This is a genomic window from Neobacillus niacini, from assembly GCF_030817695.1.
GTDB classification, from domain to species: Bacteria; Bacillota; Bacilli; order Bacillales; family Cytobacillaceae; genus Neobacillus; species Neobacillus niacini_F.
Genome location: NZ_JAUSZQ010000002.1, coordinates 679,453 through 697,773, shown reverse-complemented (window position 1 = coordinate 697,773; position 18,321 = coordinate 679,453). Strand labels below are relative to the sequence as shown.

Annotated in this window: 17 protein-coding genes; 5 read left to right on the top strand and 12 right to left on the bottom strand. The window is 34.3% G+C overall.

Annotation, left to right across the window (positions count from 1 at the left end; translation table 11 throughout):
• Positions 1–161: 161 nt before the first annotated feature.
• Positions 162–1,553, top strand: coding sequence for a hypothetical protein (locus QFZ28_RS03740; protein ID WP_307193403.1), 1,392 nt, complete (start codon positions 162–164; stop codon positions 1,551–1,553).
• Between the two features lie 164 nt (positions 1,554–1,717).
• Here QFZ28_RS03740 and QFZ28_RS03735 read toward each other — a convergent pair whose 3' ends face one another.
• The 8 genes from QFZ28_RS03735 to QFZ28_RS03700 all read right to left on the bottom strand — a co-directional run bounded on the left by QFZ28_RS03735 (position 1,718) and on the right by QFZ28_RS03700 (position 12,439).
• Positions 1,718–1,909 carry a hypothetical protein gene (locus QFZ28_RS03735; protein ID WP_307193402.1) on the bottom strand — a complete coding sequence of 64 codons (192 nt, stop codon included), beginning with the start codon at positions 1,907–1,909 and terminating at the stop codon, positions 1,718–1,720.
• A 279-nt stretch (positions 1,910–2,188) separates the two neighbouring features.
• Entirely contained in the window at positions 2,189–3,355 is a 1,167-nt protein-coding gene (locus QFZ28_RS03730) for an ABC transporter ATP-binding protein (RefSeq protein ID WP_307193401.1), read from the bottom strand.
• Between the two features lie 16 nt (positions 3,356–3,371).
• A complete protein-coding gene (locus QFZ28_RS03725; RefSeq protein ID WP_373428109.1) occupies positions 3,372–4,109 on the bottom strand; it encodes an ABC transporter permease in 738 nt (245 codons plus the stop codon).
• Between the two features lie 62 nt (positions 4,110–4,171).
• A complete protein-coding gene (locus QFZ28_RS03720) occupies positions 4,172–5,449 on the bottom strand; it encodes a nucleotide sugar dehydrogenase (protein WP_307193399.1) in 1,278 nt (425 codons plus the stop codon).
• Positions 5,450–5,502: 53 nt separating this feature from the next.
• A complete protein-coding gene (locus QFZ28_RS03715) occupies positions 5,503–7,776 on the bottom strand; it encodes a glycosyltransferase (protein ID WP_307193398.1) in 2,274 nt (757 codons plus the stop codon).
• 32 nt (positions 7,777–7,808) lie between these two features.
• The gene (locus QFZ28_RS03710) at positions 7,809–9,782 is read right to left on the bottom strand and encodes a methyltransferase domain-containing protein (protein WP_307193397.1); all 1,974 of its coding nucleotides are present in this window, start codon (positions 9,780–9,782) and stop codon (positions 7,809–7,811) included.
• Between the two features lie 154 nt (positions 9,783–9,936).
• Positions 9,937–11,226, bottom strand: a complete 1,290-nt coding sequence (locus tag QFZ28_RS03705) for a glycosyltransferase (RefSeq protein ID WP_307193396.1) — start codon at positions 11,224–11,226, stop codon at positions 9,937–9,939.
• Between the two features lie 25 nt (positions 11,227–11,251).
• The gene (locus QFZ28_RS03700) at positions 11,252–12,439 is read right to left on the bottom strand and encodes a glycosyltransferase family 4 protein (RefSeq protein WP_307193395.1); all 1,188 of its coding nucleotides are present in this window, start codon (positions 12,437–12,439) and stop codon (positions 11,252–11,254) included.
• Between the two features lie 607 nt (positions 12,440–13,046).
• On the opposite strand from QFZ28_RS03700, the gene QFZ28_RS03695 reads away from it, so the two are divergent.
• Both QFZ28_RS03695 and QFZ28_RS03690 read left to right on the top strand, forming a co-directional pair.
• Positions 13,047–13,412 carry an LCP family glycopolymer transferase gene (locus QFZ28_RS03695; protein ID WP_307196941.1) on the top strand — a complete coding sequence of 122 codons (366 nt, stop codon included), beginning with the start codon at positions 13,047–13,049 and terminating at the stop codon, positions 13,410–13,412.
• Positions 13,413–13,609: 197 nt separating this feature from the next.
• Positions 13,610–14,650: a C40 family peptidase gene (locus QFZ28_RS03690; RefSeq protein WP_307193394.1), complete on the top strand. Its 1,041-nt coding sequence runs from the start codon at positions 13,610–13,612 to the stop codon at positions 14,648–14,650.
• 329 nt (positions 14,651–14,979) lie between these two features.
• On the opposite strand, the gene QFZ28_RS03685 is transcribed toward QFZ28_RS03690, so the two are convergent.
• Together QFZ28_RS03685 and QFZ28_RS03680 are read right to left on the bottom strand one after the other, a co-directional pair.
• Entirely contained in the window at positions 14,980–15,225 is a 246-nt protein-coding gene (locus tag QFZ28_RS03685; RefSeq protein ID WP_307193393.1) for a cytoplasmic protein, read from the bottom strand.
• Positions 15,226–15,801: 576 nt separating this feature from the next.
• Entirely contained in the window at positions 15,802–16,419 is a 618-nt protein-coding gene (locus tag QFZ28_RS03680) for a CBO0543 family protein (RefSeq protein WP_307193392.1), read from the bottom strand.
• A 143-nt stretch (positions 16,420–16,562) separates the two neighbouring features.
• On the opposite strand from QFZ28_RS03680, the gene QFZ28_RS03675 reads away from it, so the two are divergent.
• Positions 16,563–16,868: a putative quinol monooxygenase gene (locus QFZ28_RS03675; protein ID WP_307193391.1), complete on the top strand. Its 306-nt coding sequence runs from the start codon at positions 16,563–16,565 to the stop codon at positions 16,866–16,868.
• A 1-nt stretch (position 16,869) separates the two neighbouring features.
• Here the strand turns inward: QFZ28_RS03675 and QFZ28_RS03670 are convergent, their stop codons facing one another.
• A complete protein-coding gene (locus tag QFZ28_RS03670; protein WP_307193390.1) occupies positions 16,870–17,526 on the bottom strand; it encodes a hypothetical protein in 657 nt (218 codons plus the stop codon).
• 109 nt (positions 17,527–17,635) lie between these two features.
• Between QFZ28_RS03670 and QFZ28_RS03665 the strand changes: the two genes are divergently transcribed.
• Positions 17,636–17,971, top strand: coding sequence for a DUF3889 domain-containing protein (locus QFZ28_RS03665; protein WP_307193389.1), 336 nt, complete (start codon positions 17,636–17,638; stop codon positions 17,969–17,971).
• A gap of 24 nt (positions 17,972–17,995) precedes the next feature.
• On the opposite strand, the gene QFZ28_RS03660 is transcribed toward QFZ28_RS03665, so the two are convergent.
• On the bottom strand, positions 17,996–18,178 hold the full coding sequence (locus QFZ28_RS03660) for a hypothetical protein (protein WP_307193388.1): 183 nt from the start codon (positions 18,176–18,178) through the stop codon (positions 17,996–17,998).
• Positions 18,179–18,321: the final 143 nt, after the last annotated feature.

Sequence of the window (18,321 nt, the reverse complement as noted above, 5' to 3'; positions counted from 1 at the left end):
TTTCTATTTGATGAGCTTTTTCTTGAGGACTTAATTAGTCCTTTTTGTTTTTTGTTTTGGAGGAATTTACGATAACTTTGAGGCGGAAGGATTGAATATAATATAGTTAATTTAATTTTAATGAATTATTATAAACATCTAGTTTGACAGGAGATGCAAATATGATATTATTTTCAAAATTAATACAAAAAATTAAAGTCAATGAAGAAGATCTAATATTAAATTCCTTTACTAATATCGAGCGGAAAAATGCTTTTACATCCATAGAGTATGAAAATGGTGGAAAATATGAATTTGAAACAGAGGCTAATTCCTATATTCAATTATTTTTGCAAGCTGAGGAGAATTACAAATTTTTCTGTAGAAAAGATGTAATTGAGTACTTTCTGAATGAAAAAAAGGTTGCAGAATTTCAAGTAGAATCAAAAGATCTCGAAAGTATACATCTACTTGGAGAAAAAGCAGAGAACGTATTAATCAATTTGTTTGGAAATAAAATTAATTGCATAATTAACAGCGAAATCGATGAAGAAAAGTTTCGCTTAAAAACACTTTTTTATCCAGGATCACATGAAAGAGTTTGGAATTCTCATCGTGATATTAGATATCACTATATAGAAGCAAAAGAGAACCTCCTAAATAATCAGTTAATTGTTATTTTTGCCGGTATGGGAAGGATGTTTGAATATAAATATAATTACTCCAAAGCAATATCCGAAATCAATTGTCACAAGCTGTTTATAATAGACGATTACGGAGCTCGTGGAAGCTATTATTTAGGGAATAATGGTGACTCTCTAGTAGAGACTTCGGTTATTAGCCTAATTCTCAACATTGCTAGTAGTAATAATGTCCCATTAAATAATATACTGGCAATGGGTTCATCCAAAGGAGGTTTTGCAGCACTCTACTATGGAATTAAGTATTCTTTTGGAAAAATAGTTGCGGCAGCTCCTCAAACATTGTTAGGTAATTTTTTGCAAAATTTTACTTTAGATATGGTAGAGGATATAACTAATAATCGCGAAAAAGCTGATATTTCGTTTTTAAACCAAAAACTATTTAGATTACTTGAAGGTAAACGAATCTATCCAGATATACATTTATTAGTTGGTAGTGAGGATAACCACCATCAAAATCATTTACGCCCATTAATAAATAAATTACAACAGGCGCAAGTCGAGTATAAGTATGAGGTTATTGAAGGGTACGGACATAATGCTTTAGCTTTATTTCAAAATTATTTTACACAAAAAGCCAATTATTTAGTTTTAAATAAAGATCCTTTAATGTACGTTAAATCAGTTGAATTGAAACTTGAAGCGGATAATCAATTAATATGTGAAGTGAATTGTGATCAAGCCGATAAAGTTGACTTTGCTTACTATTGGTATAGAGATAAAGAGTGTATTGAAAAACAGTTTTACTCCAAAGGTAGAGCTCAGTCTTTAATGACGACAGGAAAAGTTAAGGGATCCTATTCTGCAATTGTTTTTGTAAAGCTGAATAATTCAATTATCAAATTAATATCTGACAGTATACAACTGAAATAAAAGTAAAAAATGAGGGGCTATCTAAAAAGTCCCTTAAAGAGTAAAGAAGCTGTGAAAACAACATTTCGTTTTTCTACAGCTTCTTTTCCGTTGTATGTATTGGGATAATCCAATTTAAAGTTGTCTAGGATTCTAAACTATTTTTTAGGATAGAAATGGGTATATTACATTTTTAATGATATAGTAGCTTCCATGTTAATTATATCAATTACTATTTCATACTCGTCAGTATTAAAATAATAATAATTTGAATCTTTTGATATAAGTGATGCATATCCCTTTAAATCTTCCCATTGATCGCCGTTTATATCGATATTATTAATTGTAATCGATTCTGCAATATTATCCTTATTCACATTGTAATGAGCGCTATAAACGGAATATCCTAGGGTTTATACCCGTTATCTAATTCAACCTCACTCGTTAAACCGATCAAATTTGCTTTTACTTCCTCAGATTCAGCAATTAGGAAGGTGAGGAAGTAAGCCTAAGCATTTGCAAAACGTTCAGGAAACAATGGAAGAAATTCTGATAATACCCTCTGTGAATCAGGTATTGATTCTTCTAAAACTTTAATGTTTCCAAGATTCATATAACCAATAGTATTATCTTTTGTTCTAATTTTATAAGTTTCCTCAACTTTTATCTATTACAGTGATTTCTTCTAAGAATGCTAGTTGTTCTTCGGAAGTTTGTAAATCTTTATCGCTATAGAGGGCTGCTTGACCCTCCATAACAATTCCAGCAAAATTAATTTCTTCAGCAATAGATTCTTGAATAGTAACCTCGTCAATTTCTGGCTTTTTTATTGTTGGAGGATTGTCTTTAGGTAAATACTCACTAAAATATTTTTCAATACCTAATACTGGATTTGCACCAAACATGAATGACGCACTAACGAGAACCGCTAAGACCAAAAGTACACATTGGAATGTAAATAAGATATTGCCTTGCTTCTTTACGGGTGGCTTTCGATGTGCTTGTCTACTGATAGAATTATTCGAGACATTTTCATCCTTATATTGGTCTTCTAACATTTGTTTTCGGTAATTTTTCTTTTCAATCTCCGTTAAGGAATTAAACCAATTAATAAATTTATTATAATCTTTTAAAACTTCATCCGATTTATCAAATTTTTCAAGTCTGCCAAAATGAATCCACATAACGCGATCACAGAATTCTTTTATTTGTGAGTGGGAGTGACTTATAAAAATAATCGTCTTTCCCTGACTCTTAAATTCATTCATTTTATTAAGACATTTTTCATAAAAAGTTTGGTCACCAACTGAAAGAGCCTCGTCCACAATCAATATATCGGGATTCGTGTGAATTGAAATGGCAAACCCCAGTCGTGACTTCATTCCACTTGAATAATTTTTCACAGGCTGGTTAATAAATTTGCCAATATCAGCAAATTCAATGATATCGGCCATCAATCTTTGAACTTCTTCCTTCTTTAACCCATGCATTAAACACTTTAGTTCGATATTCTCTAAACCCGTTAATTGATTATTTAATCCAGCTGATATCGCAATTAAAGAGGTCTCTCCATTTATGTCAATAGAACCTGACGTGGCAGGTATAATCTGTGCCAGTAAATTCGAAAGTGTCGATTTTCCGGAACCATTCAGGCCAACAATTCCTATTGCTTCCCCTTCAAAAATCTCAAATGAAAGATTATGAAGAGCATAAAAACTTTCTTTATTATCTTTAAAAGAGATAATTTCAAGTAGTTTATCAGATTGCTTTTTATATAAGTTAAAACTTTTTGAAACGTTAGAAAAAACGATTTTCGGCCTCATTTTTTAAAGCCTCCAATTAAATATAGTCAACAAATTTATGTCGGAATTTCAAATGGTAACGTGAACCAATAAATAAAATCAAAAGGGTAATAAACCAAAAATAGAATGTATAATCCAAGTCATAAAAAAACCATTCTCCGCCTAGTAATGAATTTCTAAATCCATCAATAATATAATAAAGCGGGTTAAGCTGAAGTAAATTTACAAAAAAGGTTGGCAGGCTTTCTACATTCCATAGAATCGGTAAAGCATACATCATCATTCTCATAATCGATTGAACCATTGTTTGTATATCCCTGATAATGGTTGTGAGTGTTGATAATAATAATGTTATACTATACAGCAAAATATATAGGCATAATAAAAAATATGGTAATTGCAGCAGGTAAATCCCCGAGAAATAACCATTTAGTACTAGTATCATGACTGTAATAATCATCATTGCAATAAAGGAAAAGGAGTTTTCTACTATCTTTATAGTAGGAAGGACACTCACTGGGAACTTCATTTTGGAAACTAAATTTATCTTTGAATAAACACTATTTGAACCTTGTGTTATCGTTGGGCTTATAAAAAACCATGGTACGATACCGCAAATGAACCAAAGGAAGAACGGGGTCTCTCCCACAGAAGAGCCCCCCCTAATTCCAATGCCAAAAATGAACCAATAAATGCCAATTTGTATCACTGGATTTAAAATTTGCCAAAATGCGCCTAAATAATGCATATTGTATCGACTTTTTTCTTGAAACATACTTAATCTGAATATCAGATTAAGATTACTAAATTGTTCTTTCAGGATTTGCCAAACAAAGTTCATACAAGACTTGCTTCTTTCTTAAGAAATTCATATAGATTTCCATAATTCATATATTCAACATCTCCTGAAACTGCGTTAACTACATTTTTAGTATCGAAAATTCTCTTATTGTTCATTTTCGATAATGCATTTCCTTCGATTATTTTGAACTCATTATGATCAGATAATATTAAGAGTAAATCAGATCCATTTACTGCTTCTTCAATGTCACTGATCACCCAGTCTAATTGAACATGCGGATCAAATGCTCTTACTTCGAATTGGTTCTCTTCTTTTAGCATTGCGTAAATTTCCATTGCTGGGCTTTCACGAATATCATCAACGTTTCCTTTATACGTTAAACCAAATACTGTTACCACTTTACCGTCCACATTTTCCATTAACTTATTCACGTTTTCTACTACATAAGCAGGCATAGAGGTATTAATCGAACGTCCAAGGTTAATTAACTGAGCTGTTTCCGGAGCTTTTGCTACGATAAAGTATGGGTCAACAGCCAGACAGTGTCCGCCTACACCTGGTCCAGGAGTATGCAGGTTCACACGTGGGTGCTTGTTCGCCATGCCGATAACATCTAAAGCATTGATTTCTAACTCGTTACACACTTTTGCAAGCTCGTTCGCTAAGGCAATGTTCACATCTCTGAATGTGTTTTCCATTAACTTAGACATTTCAGCAGTTTTTGCGTTTGTTTTGATGAGTTCACCTTTAACAAAGGTACCGTATACCATTGCGCCGGCTTCTGTACATGCTGGTGTAATCCCGCCGACAATACGATTGTTGTAAACTAGTTCGTGCATAATTTGACCTGGTAATACACGCTCTGGGCAGTGTACTAAGAAGATGTCTTCCCCTACAACAAATCCTGCTTCTTCTACTAATGGCTTTACCACATCATCCATGCTGCGTGGACCGATAGTAGATTCTACGATTAATACATTTCCTTTTTCGATATAAGGAAGAACTGATTTAGTCGCACTTACTACATAGGATAAATCACAAGATTTATATAGGTCATCATGGTTTGGAGTTGGAACCGCAATAATGAAGGCATTAGCTTTTTCAGGTGTTAATGAAGCTCTGAATGTACCTTTTGCAATTACTTCTTCTAATGCTTCTTGTAAACCTGGTTCTTCAATATGAATCTTTCCATTATTCAATGAATCTATTACTCTTGGACTTACGTCTACACCGACAACGTCCACGTTATGCTTTGCAAACATAATAGATGTTGGTAATCCGATATATCCTAATCCTACTGTACATAATTTCATTATAAGTTCCTCCTAATAATTAATGGTTATTTTTTACTCTAATTATCTTTGACTTATACAGAAACTGTTTTATTCTTCTTATCACTAACTATTTGTTCAAAAACACCTGTTGCTTGTTTAATATTTCCTAATTCTGATTTATAAGCTAATTGATATCCACTTAATATACTATTCTCTTCATAAATCCCCCAGATATTAGTGCCACTTCCTATGTAATCACTTAATTTAGAAGGTAAATATGGATTTATTGCTTTACTTTGTTTTGTCTTTGCGTCATTAACAACTAAGCAATCAAAAGAGGTTGTTAGATTTAGAAATTCGTTATAATTAACATATGGATTAACCTTTACATTTTCAGCTAACATACTGCCTTTTAATTCTTCCTCAAGTGAAGCGGGATTAGCAGTAAAAATATGTAGTTTAACATCTTTTCTTAGTTCCTCTGTTACATTTTCTAAACCGCTGAAAAGGTCATCTAAGTTTCTTGTTTGATAGAATGTACCAAAGTATGCGATATTTACTTTATCTTTTTCTAATGCATAATTGCTTTCGTTACTATTATAAAATTCCATTGGTAAGGTAGGCTGTGGAGAAATAACAGCTTTCTTCTTGATAATATTTTTTACTTTCTTAATTGGAAAATTATCTAACATATATTTCAACTGATTTTCATTCGTGAATATTAACTCATCAGCAAATAGATATGGCAAATATTCACACCAGAAGAATAAGTTTGAGTCAGAAACAGGTGGTATTTTATACTTTTTGGCAGCCATTTTATTAGCATTTTTTAGAAAATCAGGGTTTTCAATGTTGGCTTTTCTAGTTTCACCATGGATATCTAGTAATAAAGGATCAGAAAACTCTGCTACCCATTTTACCTTCGGGTTAAGGAGTTTATATTGGTAAGCCAAAAAGTGAGATCCAGGCCACATGGCACGACTATAAATTTCTTTATATGTTTTTGTATTTCCGAGTTTGTCTATACCTAACGTACAAAAGGCTTCAATTGCTTTCCAATTAGAGAAACTAGGATAACTTGGAATCTCAAATCTTTCATCGATGACATCTTCAACTAAAGTATTTAATTTAAGATCTTTCTCTCTCACTTTATCCATTTTATTGTAAACAACATCCACAATTTGGTTCATATTTCGAATCCGTTTTGCCATTACATTGCCACTCGTATCAACATATGGAGGGAAACAGAAAGAGATAACTAGCTTATTGGCTAATCCTCTATTGACAATAGAATAAGGCATATATGAGAGGTTTTGCTTTTTAATTTCCTCAACAACTTGTTCCCTATCATTAATAGTTTCTTTCAAATATCTATTAATAAATGATGATTGTGCGTTTATTTTTTGTTTAATAAACGTTTGTTTTTGAGTATTTGTAGTTTGACCAATCAATTTATCTAATCGTTTAATGACAGCTAATCTTTGATTTACATAGAAATCGAATGTCATCATTTGTCGTGATACTGAGTTATCACGCAAAACTCTATAATAGATCACTTGTTTATCAATAGGGATAACTTTAAATTTTAAGTCGTTTTTGACGATTAGTTCAGTGAAGAATACTACATCTTCTCCACTCTTTAATCCAGAATCATACTGTATCGGCTTTAAACAATTAGTAGGCACAAGCTTACATGCATTAATTGTCGCAACCATGTTTAAAGACATAAAGTCGTTATGTTCTTTTTTCTCGACATTTATGATTTGTTGATTAATTGAATTATTAGGGTCAACATTTCCAGCTTGGTCTACGTTAACTATTTGAGAAATAACGGTTGTATCAGGGCTGGCATAATTAAACATTTCTTCTAAGAAGTTGGATGAAGTATAGTCATCATCATCTAGAAAAACTGTGTATTCCCGCTTTGCGTGTTGTAAACCTATGTTTCTAGCTGAAGAAGCACTTGGCTTTGATGAATATAATACGGTAATGTTATTCATTTTTGTTTTATTAATAAAATCATTAATGATTGATTCTGTAGAATCCTTTTCACCATTCATTATGATAATCACATCAAATAATTCTTGCTTTAATGTTTGTTTATGAAGAGATTCTAAGCATGTAAGAATTACTTTTTCGCCTTTATAAGTTGGAATAATTACGCTTATCCCTTTTTTAAAGTTTGATTTATTTACAGGGACAGCTGGTTTATTTACTACAGTAACCGGCTTGTTTACTTGAGTTTCAGTCTTATTAACTAGTATGCCTCCTGGAATTACAGGTAAAGAAGGAGTGTTTAACGTACTTACTTTTTTCTTTATTTTTTCTATTTCCTGTAATCTTGCTAGTATTTCTTCCTTTTTCATCGTATTAATTGCTCCCTGCCTTTTTTGTATATTTACGTTTGAGCTGCCAATACTTTAAATGTCATGGAACCTAGCTTGGAAGTTTTCAAAGCCATATATTTTCTTTCTAACTTACTCAATTTAGCCTCTATATTTCTAACGAAGGTTTCCAACTTGCTGTATTCTTCTTTTTCCTTTAGGTTGTTTTTTAGAGATTTTTCTTCATGAGTTAAACTAGTAAGTAATTCAGCTTTCAACATTTCAACATGTTTGTTTAAGTCCATTATCAGATTGTCTCTTTTCTTAATTTCATCGTACAGCCTAGTATTTGGATGAATATCAGGTGTAGTACTATTCTGCACCTTTTGCTTGATTATGAAGTTTAATTGCTCTTTCTCTTGATCCTTAAGTTTAATTTGCTCTTTATACTTTTCAAGACTTCCAAGATGTTTCTTCACTTCCTGTTGAAGAGCCGAAATCTGTTCAGCTTTTTCCTTTTCTCGTGCTAGAAGAATTTGTTTACTTTTTCTTTCTTCCTTAATCTCTTCTAAGTTTTTAGCCTCATTTATTTTTAGATTATTAATATTTTGCTTTAATTCATCAATAATAATATCTTTTTGAAGCAATTCCTCTGTATTTTTTTCTTGTTCAATTTGCAGATTTACTAGTTTTACTTTTAAATCGTCTACTTCTTTTTCCTTTGTTTGAATTGCCTCTTTAAACTCTTCAATATTTATTCGATGTTGTTTTTCTAAATCATGAATCAATGATTTATATTCAATCAATTGGGTGTTAGCTTGGTTCAATAGATTCTTATTTTTCTCTTTTTCTAGTTTAATTTCTTCTAATTTCTTTATTTGTTGGTTTTGGTAATCAATTTCTTTCTTCTTTAGGGTTTCTAATTCTTTTTCTTTATGTTTTATGTGTTTTTTAAACTTTTCAATTTCCAACTGATGTTGCCTTTCAACTTTTTTAATTGATGATTTATATTCCTTCAATTCATTGTTGAATTTGTTTAATAGTGTCTTATTTTTCTCTTTTTCTTGCTTGATTTCTTCTAATTTCTTTATTAAATCAACTTGTAAATCAAATTCTTTCTTCTTTAGAAATTCAACCTCTTTTTCTTTTTGTTGAATTTGTTCTAAAAGCTTGTTGTTATTCTTTTTTTCTTCTTTAATTTCTAATGTTTTGCTAAATTCTATTTTTTCGAGTTCATTTACTCGGTCATTTAGGATTTTAATCTGACTATTACGTTGTTCTAATTGTTCTTTCAAACTTTCAATATATTGAGAATGTTGAGTTTGTAATCTTTTTACATATTCATTTTTTTGTTTAATCGTAGTTTGGAAATTTTCTATTTTAATTACTAATTCGCTTTCTAAGATGTTAAAAGCATTTTCTAACCTTTGGATTGCTTCGCGACTAAATTCTGCTTTTTGTGGTTGGGCAGTAAGATCATTGTTCCTTTTACAAATAACACCAACCCAATTTCCTAGGTATTCAATTTTTTCAATCGTAAAGAAAGCCGATAGATGGTCATACAATTCTAAAAAGTAATATGTTCGTTTATGATCAAAGTAGTCATTAATTCCAAAAGGAACAGTTACTACTGCACGGCCTTCTTTATCTAAGTGATCATGTATCTTTTTTAAAAATCTTAACGGATCAGAGATATGTTCTAATACTTCTGTCAGAAGGATTGTTTCATATGTTAGTTCTAATTGTTCCTCTGTCATAAAGTTTGACACTGTAAAGTTAACATTCTCTTGGACTGTTACATGCTCATTCTTTAAGTCGGCTATTGCATATTCAATGGATTCTTGAGCAATATCTAGAGCATCAACTTTTTTACCTTCACGCCCCAGAATAATTGGGACTATTCCTTGTGAACACCCTATATCCAAAATCTTGTTCCCTTTAACATGATTAACAATCCAATTTATCCGATTTCTGGTTTTTTTACCGAAGTCCTCTCCCATATCACCTTTATAGGCTTCAGCAATTCTATCTAATGGCTTTTTAGTCATGTTAATCTCCTTATCTACTAAGAAATTCATTATAGACAATATTCCACTAGTGGATTGCATAATGCAGCCCGTAAATAACGGCTAAATTTCACCTGTCCCTCGAACAATTGAAGATTTTGAGTATTTTTAATAGTGAAACTTAATTAATGCAATACTAGTGACAATATTTTCGATAAACGTTAAGAAATTCTTGCTTTTCTTCTTCCCAGTTATAACTATTTCTTGCGGCAAAACTGTTCTTACTATATTTCTCTCTCAATGTTGGGTTTGATAGTATTTTATTAACTGCATCTGCTATTTCCATAGGATTATGAGAATCAACAGTAATCCCAGTTTGTTCCTGATCTACAACTTTTTTTATCTCTGGAAAATCACAAGCTACAACAGGCACACCTGCCATCATATATTCAAAAAGCTTATTAGATGAAGCAGAATAGTGATTAAAACAGACGTTATTTAAAACCTGAAATCCTATATAACCATTCCTCGTAAATTTAGGAAGATCTTCAAGAGGTACTTTTGGATGGAACTTCACCTTTTCCTCAAGGTTCATTTCCTTAACCATCTCTTGTAAATCTTTCTTTATTTTCCCATCACCAACGAGTACCAATACTCCCTCTTTAAACATCGGTACAGCTTTAATTAGCTTGTCCAAACCTCTTCCTGTTTGAATTCCACCTTGATATAGTAGAATTTTCTCGTTTCTAGGAATGTTTAGGATTTCATGTAAATCTACCTTTTCATTACTTTGACTAAGCTGTTTGAAAGGATAATTATGAACAACATGAGGGTAAAATCCATATAAATCTTCGTTATATTTCGCTCTTGTATCATTTTCAACCATCATCTCGTCGATTTTCTTTAAAAGAAAGGCTTCCATTTTCCCATGGATAGGACTTGAATATCCAGTTCGACTTGTTTGAACTTCATGTGAATCGTAAATCAATTTCTTCGGCTTTAATCGCCACTTAGCACTGATCCAACCTTGAGGAAGTGTATTTAAATCATTGGAATGATATATATCATAATTTCCACTATACCCTTTCAAGATCATTCTAAATATTAAGCTGCATCTTACCCATAACACTCTTACCCTTATTTTAAGTAGTAAGATTACCACGATAGTAAGCGGGATAACAGAGACAGGTGCTAAAAGGGTAAGGATTGCCCAGATAATCAGACAAAAAGCCCCAAACAATTTATTCTGTAAGGAGTAGCGGTAAAACTTCTGCACTAGTTCTAATAACACTGGATATCTTCTTAGTCGATATACTTTAAAATGGTCATTCCTTTGCTCAAACCTTGGCAGGTTGACGTCTTTTGGATCATGAATACAAATTAGATCCACCTCATACCCAGCCTCGGACAACGCCGTACACTCTCTTAATACCCTGGCATCATTGGTAAAATGATTCCAAACAAACATACCTACTCTTCTAGACATCTTACTCCTCCTTTCCTTCAAGCTTCTAATTCATATACTCAACCAATTTCTTTATGTTGGTTTCCCAGTTAAAGTCGTTAAGAATGACTTGCTGCTCTCTTAGTGACATTTCCTTCCTAAGTTTTTCATCGTCTAGTAACCATTTAATATGTGAGAGGATTTGCTGTGGGTCATCACATTTACTTGTAATCCCTACTCTCTCTTTTTCGACTATTTCCTTGGCGTACCCATCTATTACACCAACAATTGGCACCCCACAGGTCATATAATCAATAATTTTCCCTGGCAGGACCGTTTTAAAAACTTCTTTATCCTTCAAGGTAACCAAACCTAAATCATGCTCTGCAATAATCTTAAAACATTCCTTTCTCGTCAAAGGCTTTATAATGGTTACATTCTTATACTCTTTTATAGAATTTAACAGTTCTTTTCTATTCACTCCGTAGCCTATAATCGTTAACTGTATTCCCTGTTTTTCTAGAAGGGGGACCAGTTTATTGATTAACTCTGTATTTTGAGCTAAACCAAGATTTCCGGCGTAGATAATTTTTTTAGGTTTGTTTTGTTCCTTATTAAAAAAAGCTATCTCTTCCTTTACTGCACCATTTGGAATAAAAACGATTTTCGACTTCGGAATTTTCGCCTTCTGTTGGATATATTCTTGAAACCCTAAGCTATTAATGACGATTTTATCCGATTTCCTATAGAGTATTTTTTCTAAAGCTCCAAAGAATTTTAGGATTAATGGATTGTTAAATACCCCCACACCCTTTAAAGATTCCGGCCATAAATCCCTTATATCTAAAATAAAATTTGACTTGTATCTATATTTTGCGAAAAGGCCAACAAAACCCGTAAAGATTGGAGGAGATGTAACAAGGATAAAATCATATCCTCGCTTATCCTTGATAATTAGAAGGACAAATTTCAATGCGACTTCTAAATAGTAAAACAATCGGTTAAGAATACTGTTTGAATATTTCCTGTTGCTAATACTGATTCTAACAATGTTATCCTTTTCACAATTTAACGAATCCTCATCCCAAAATTCTCCGTTTTCATAGATCTTTTTGTTAGGATAGGAAGGTTCAGAAGTGAAAATCCTTACATCGAAGCTTTCCTTCTTTAATTGCATATATAACTGCTTAATGCGATTTGCATGACTCCCTATTTCCGGGTAGAAATGCTGTGATATGATCAATACTCGCTTCACTAACGGGCTACCACCTTTTTCATATTAAATATGTAGTTCTTGTCGCATATTGTAGATAAATGTAATACACTTCGATTTATAACATTACTGCTTCATTCTGTTTAACAAGAATCACAATCTATGACAATATCGATATATTTTGACTTACAAAATTATATAAAAAAAATAAATATCTAATGGTGCTTAAGTGTTTTGACACTTACTCTTTCATTAGATATTTATTAAAATTTAACTAGACCAATCAAAAAACTTTTTTAAGTTTATCACTTTTACTATTAGTGGTGGTAGAGTCAAAAGTTCTACGAAAACCCCATTAGGAGCCCAGGTTCCTTTCCACTTATTAGGTGGATAGACCCGCAATCGCTCTTGACAAAAACGCCAATGGTAATCTCGACCATCGGGCAGCATGGCTAGCAATCGACAATCCGGAAATAGAGAATTACTTGAATGCGGATCAAAGCGGCCCCAACGAAGAGGGCTATCAGGTCTGGACACAGTTTCTTGTTGATTATTTTATTAACAAAAGGGCAAACTAGTATCCTAGCTTGCCCTTTTTTCTCTATATTATTAAGCGTGAGGACCCAGTTGATCTTATAGAAAAAGATCCATTCTCGGTGTTAATGCTTGGACGGGTGAGGAAGCATTGCCATACGTAAGAATGCGTAAGGAAGATCCTAATGGAGACTTTGGTCGTAACACAAGACAGCGGCAAGTCATTCAAGCTGTTATTAAGGAAGGCGCAAGTGTTTCAAGCTTAACCAACTTCTCTACTATTTTTAAAGCTATCGGCGATAATGTTAAAACTAATTTAACCTTTGAACAAATGGTTGATATTCAAAAGAATTACAAAGCTGCCGGAAGCAACATTCAACAAATGGAGATTAAAGGTAAGGGTACTACTATCAATGGTATTTATTATCTTCAAATTCCACAAGATGAACAGCTTCATGTTCAAAATGAATTAAGAGCATAATTAGAACTAGAATCATCTACAGCTGCAGGGATCTAAATTAATCTATACAAAAAACTGATTGGGACCTATTCTCCCAATCAGTTTTTTTATGACTTTTTTTGCATATCAATGTACCCATTTGTAATTTTGTGTAACCATTTGAGGGAATTCATGGTAGAATATGTTTAAAATACCAGAATAATAGAGGTGATTACTAGGTGAAGAAAACAATCGTTCGAGCCGTTTCGACTGCTGCCGTCCTCTCAGCTGTTTATGCTGGGTCCGCTTATGCGAGTACCTATACCGTACAAAAAGGGGATACACTATCAAAAATTGCTTCAAAACATCAAACATCTGTCCCGAAAATTAAAGAACTAAACGGCTTAACGTCGGATAGGATTTACCCAAATCAAACACTTACGGTTTCGGCAACTAACGAACAAAGCCAGCCTGAAGTAACTCCATCTACATCAACTAGTGATTATGTAGTTAAAAGCGGTGATTATCTTGGGAAAATTGCTAAGCTGTTTAGCACAACCGTTGCGGAGTTGATATCACTTAATGGGTTAAATTCAGACAGGATTTATATTGGACAAACACTGAAGGTTTCAGTCGTTTCTGTACCAACCGCTCCACCTCCTGCTGAAACGCCAAGTGCACCACCTGCTGACACTTCAGCCGTTTCTGTCTATACAGTAGTTAATGGTGATACTTTAAGCAAAATTGGTTTACAGTATAAAATGAGTGTTCAGGAGTTAAAGAGTCTTAACGGCTTGAATTCGGATAGGATCTATATCGGGCAGAAATTAAGTGTTAAGGCACCAGTAGTAACGACGCCTACACCACAGGCACCTGTCGCTCCTGCAGCTCCGGCAGTCACACCAGTAACTGGAGAATTTGCTGCAGCATTCGTTAATGCAGCATATAGTGTTATGGGTATACCTTATGCATGGGGTGGCTCCTCGTTAAATGGATTTGATTGCAGCGGCTTTATCTACTACGCAGCCAATCAAGCCGGCAAGAAAATCGGCCGCTATTCAGCAGAAGGCTACTACAGCCGTACCTTCTACGTTGACCAGCCACAGCCAGGCGATCTTGTATTTTTTGAAAATACATATAAAAAGGGTATCTCTCATGTTGGTATCTATATTGGTAACAACCAATTCATCCATGCCGATGAGAAAAAGGGTGTTTCGATTGCAAATCTAAGTAACCCTTATTACACTGAGCATTTTGATGGTTTCAAACGATTCTATTAAACCTTTTAAACTATTAAAGCCAGGCACAATTTGCCTGGCTCATTTTGTTGAAAAACAATTTAATAAATCAATTCCCCTTTCTTATAATTTTTTAAAAGAGTAAGTCCCAAATCATTTCTTAGGGCACACACCTGTATTGTAAATATTTCAATTTGATCATTTAGGGAACACAATTCAGCATACATTTCATTGATTACTCTATTATTCGATGAATTTTTCTCAATAAATCGAAACATATGGTCATCAAATATTTAATTCATTTCTGAACTATGTGTAAAGCACCAGACTTTAAGCCATTTCGATTACTATCCCTCATTCGACTGTATTAGCTAAAACCAAACCCGATGCATTTCTTGTAGGACCTGTTCTGTAATCGGAAAACCGGAGCTTTCACCTATCACCGAATCTATCCCACAATAAGGGCAAAGCGCTGTATCGTCATCATCGATCCACTCCGTGATTTCCGCAGGACTAAAGATCTTAGTGCAATAAAAACAACCACATATTTTATCCTTTTCAAGTTCCTTCCGATGTCGGCTGCTAAAACGATGAGCTTCTAGGTAGTTGTGTTCCAACTTTGTTCGCCCCTTTCTATTAGTTTGGCTTCAGGACTACTGGTCGCATGTGAAAGACTGAATTTTGCAGGTAGAGTGGTTAATCAGGCAGGTAAACAAATCTTTTAGGCAGGTAGGGCTACATTTTTTGCAGGTAAGTTGTGTTCCATGAAAAAAGGTACTCTAAAAACATACTTCGGCCCATGATTTAAGCTTCATTTCGACTCATTATATCCATTTGATTACCAGAGCTAGGCTGCCGCCTGGCTATTTCAGCTATGTAGATCTGCCTTCGGTCCTCGTTGGCAGGTGAATCTTGAGTTTTTGCAGTTAGAAGGGTTAATTAGGCAGATAAACTAACCTTTTTGCAGGTAGAGCTTCACTTTTGGCAGGTATGCTGGGGTTCATGAAATAAGGACTTTAAGAACAGGCCTCCTCACAGGAGTTAAACTTTATTTAGTACCATTTTATCCATTTAATTACCACAGCCAGGCTACCGCCTGGCTTTTTCTGCTATGTAGATTTGCCTTCCAGACTTATTGGCAGGTGAAGCCTTCGTTTTGCAGATAGAATGGTTAATCAGGCAGATAAACAAAATTATTTTAACACTGGACCTTTCCTTTTGGTCCCCACTTTAGTCCCCTTTTTCTCCGCATTTTTTTGCAAATACAAAAAGATGTCTGTAATAACTTTTGATAAGACGAGGATTACGATATAGCTTAGAAACAGGTGAAAGTAGTTTACCCATGCGTTGAACTTGAACAATTTGTGCATGACAAAAATAGGTTTTAGAATAAATGAAAGAAATAAACTTAATAGCAGTGTATATAGGTAATAATTTTTCTTATGTTTAATCGTCCATTGGTACACCAGCATGAACGATACCGGGACAAGCGATGCGTCCAATCCGACACTATGTGAGATAAAGGGTATCATTTTATAAGGATACGTCCACAGTGCTTGGGTCGCACCAAAATCATCAATATAAGCAAACCACATATGGACGTTGAATCCATAAAAACCGAGCTGGAGTGCCCGTTTCCAGTCCATCGCAAAATAAAGAACGATTAGCGGGGACACAAACATCACCACATGAAACCAAAATTGCCACGTATCAAAGGCTGAAAACTCTTGCCAATATTTTAGCCATTGCACGGCTCCCTCTTGTTGTTCTTTTATTAACTTTTTTAAAGCCTCTTTTTGAGCATCACTCATCGAATTCCCTGCCTTGATCATATTTTCCTCTTAATTTACCCAAAGTATTGGTAAAAAAATGGATGATAGAAAAATTTTTGTATATAGAAAAGGAATTAAGGCGATGACAGTAGAATGGTTACTTACATGAGGAGGTATGAAATGTGGAGAAATTCGGGATTTACGGTAAATTAATTGCTAAAGAAGGCGAGCGCGAACAGTTAGCAGCGATCCTATTAGAAGCGGCTGAATCGCTGCAAAAGCATGTAGAATGCGAGTTATATCTAGTAAGTGTGGCACCTGAAGACCCTAACGCTGTTTATGTTTATGAGGTGTGGAGCAGCGAGAGTGCCCATCAAGAATCATTAACATTGGAGTCTACGCAAACATTGATCCAGCGTGCGAAACCAATCCTTGCTGGCATGGAAAGGATTTCGACGCTCGTTCCTAGAGGCGGAAAAGGATTATAGGTTAATCCTTTTCCTCTAGATTTAGTTGCTTCACCATAGATGTGACAAGCGCATTCAAAGGATTGATAATCGTCCGGGAAGTCTCACGCTCTACCTCTTGTGCAGCCCCAACCATCGATAACTGCGCAACAGAAACTACTCTCTGCTGATGATTTTTCAAAAAATCAAACACTGCTTTTTGGTACTCATCTTTTTTTCCGCTCATGATTAATTCAAAGGTATTCTCAATAACCTGAACCTCGATATCGAGCGTTTTCTGCCGGGATTCTCCAAATTGCTGAAGCCGGTTCATCGTGCCAGAGACCGTATCAGGGTTCGTAAACACAATCGCCTGCGGCTGGTCAATTTTACAAAGAGCTTCAAAATACGGTTCATCCATCTTAATAATCGGCACGTTTGTTGCAAGCTCTCCCAATAAGGCAATATAGTTCGTACAGGTGATAAGGACGGCGTCCACACCCGATTCTACCACCCATTCTATTTGCTCCTTCACTTTCTTCTGCGCATCAGATTCCGTGAAATTCGGGTCCGTCATCACACGAACCATCAACCCTGGGTCAACAAAGTGACTTAATTCGACGTTATAGGTCGAAAGTGCTATTTCTATATATTCTATGTTCGAATAATGTGCATGCAGACAGCCAATTCTTTTCTTCAAGCTCTCATACCTCCGTTTTTAATGGGTCAAATATACCGTTTATATATGCCAAATACATATTTTTCACATGGGATGCCATCATAGTAAGACACATAAAGGGGGTGCTTACATGAAAAAGCTTCTAGTTTGTTTTTTGATACTTTTTAGCTTTAACAGTGCCTATCTACCTCAATTCGACGATACTGCCTATGCCCAGCAGAAACCGACTCCTCCCTATGCTAAGTGGAGTAAGATAGCATTGGACAAGACAAAGGAAAAGTATCCGAATGCCGAAGTCGTTGATTATCTTTATGTTGGAAGACAAAATGGAAACCGTACCTCAACTGAGAAATTCAAATTATGGTTAAAGGAAAACCAGAAAGAATTCGGTGTTTATGTAGACATTGAATTTATCAAGGAAACTGAACAAGTTGTGAATGTTACTTATACGGAAACGGCTAGGTAATAGTGGCCGGCCAGGGGTCCATGTTTATTTTTTTGCTTCATAATGCAATTCGGCAAACTGTTTAAACGAGCGAACATCGACCAGCGTGAGTTTGTTTTCCTGGTCCCCTGGCACGAACAACGGAATTCCCTTTCCGATGATAGTTGGCGCAATCCTGGATAATAAACTCATCATAATTTGAATTAGTCCTATTAGAATGATAGCCATTATAGTATTAATGATTATAATTGCAGTCCCACTGCGATGGTATAACTTCTAATTAAAGTAGTAGCCTCACACCTTTCTCATGTTCAATAATTCTATATTCATTTACTTTTCCCTTTATTTGATAAGAGTGTAACCCTTATCCA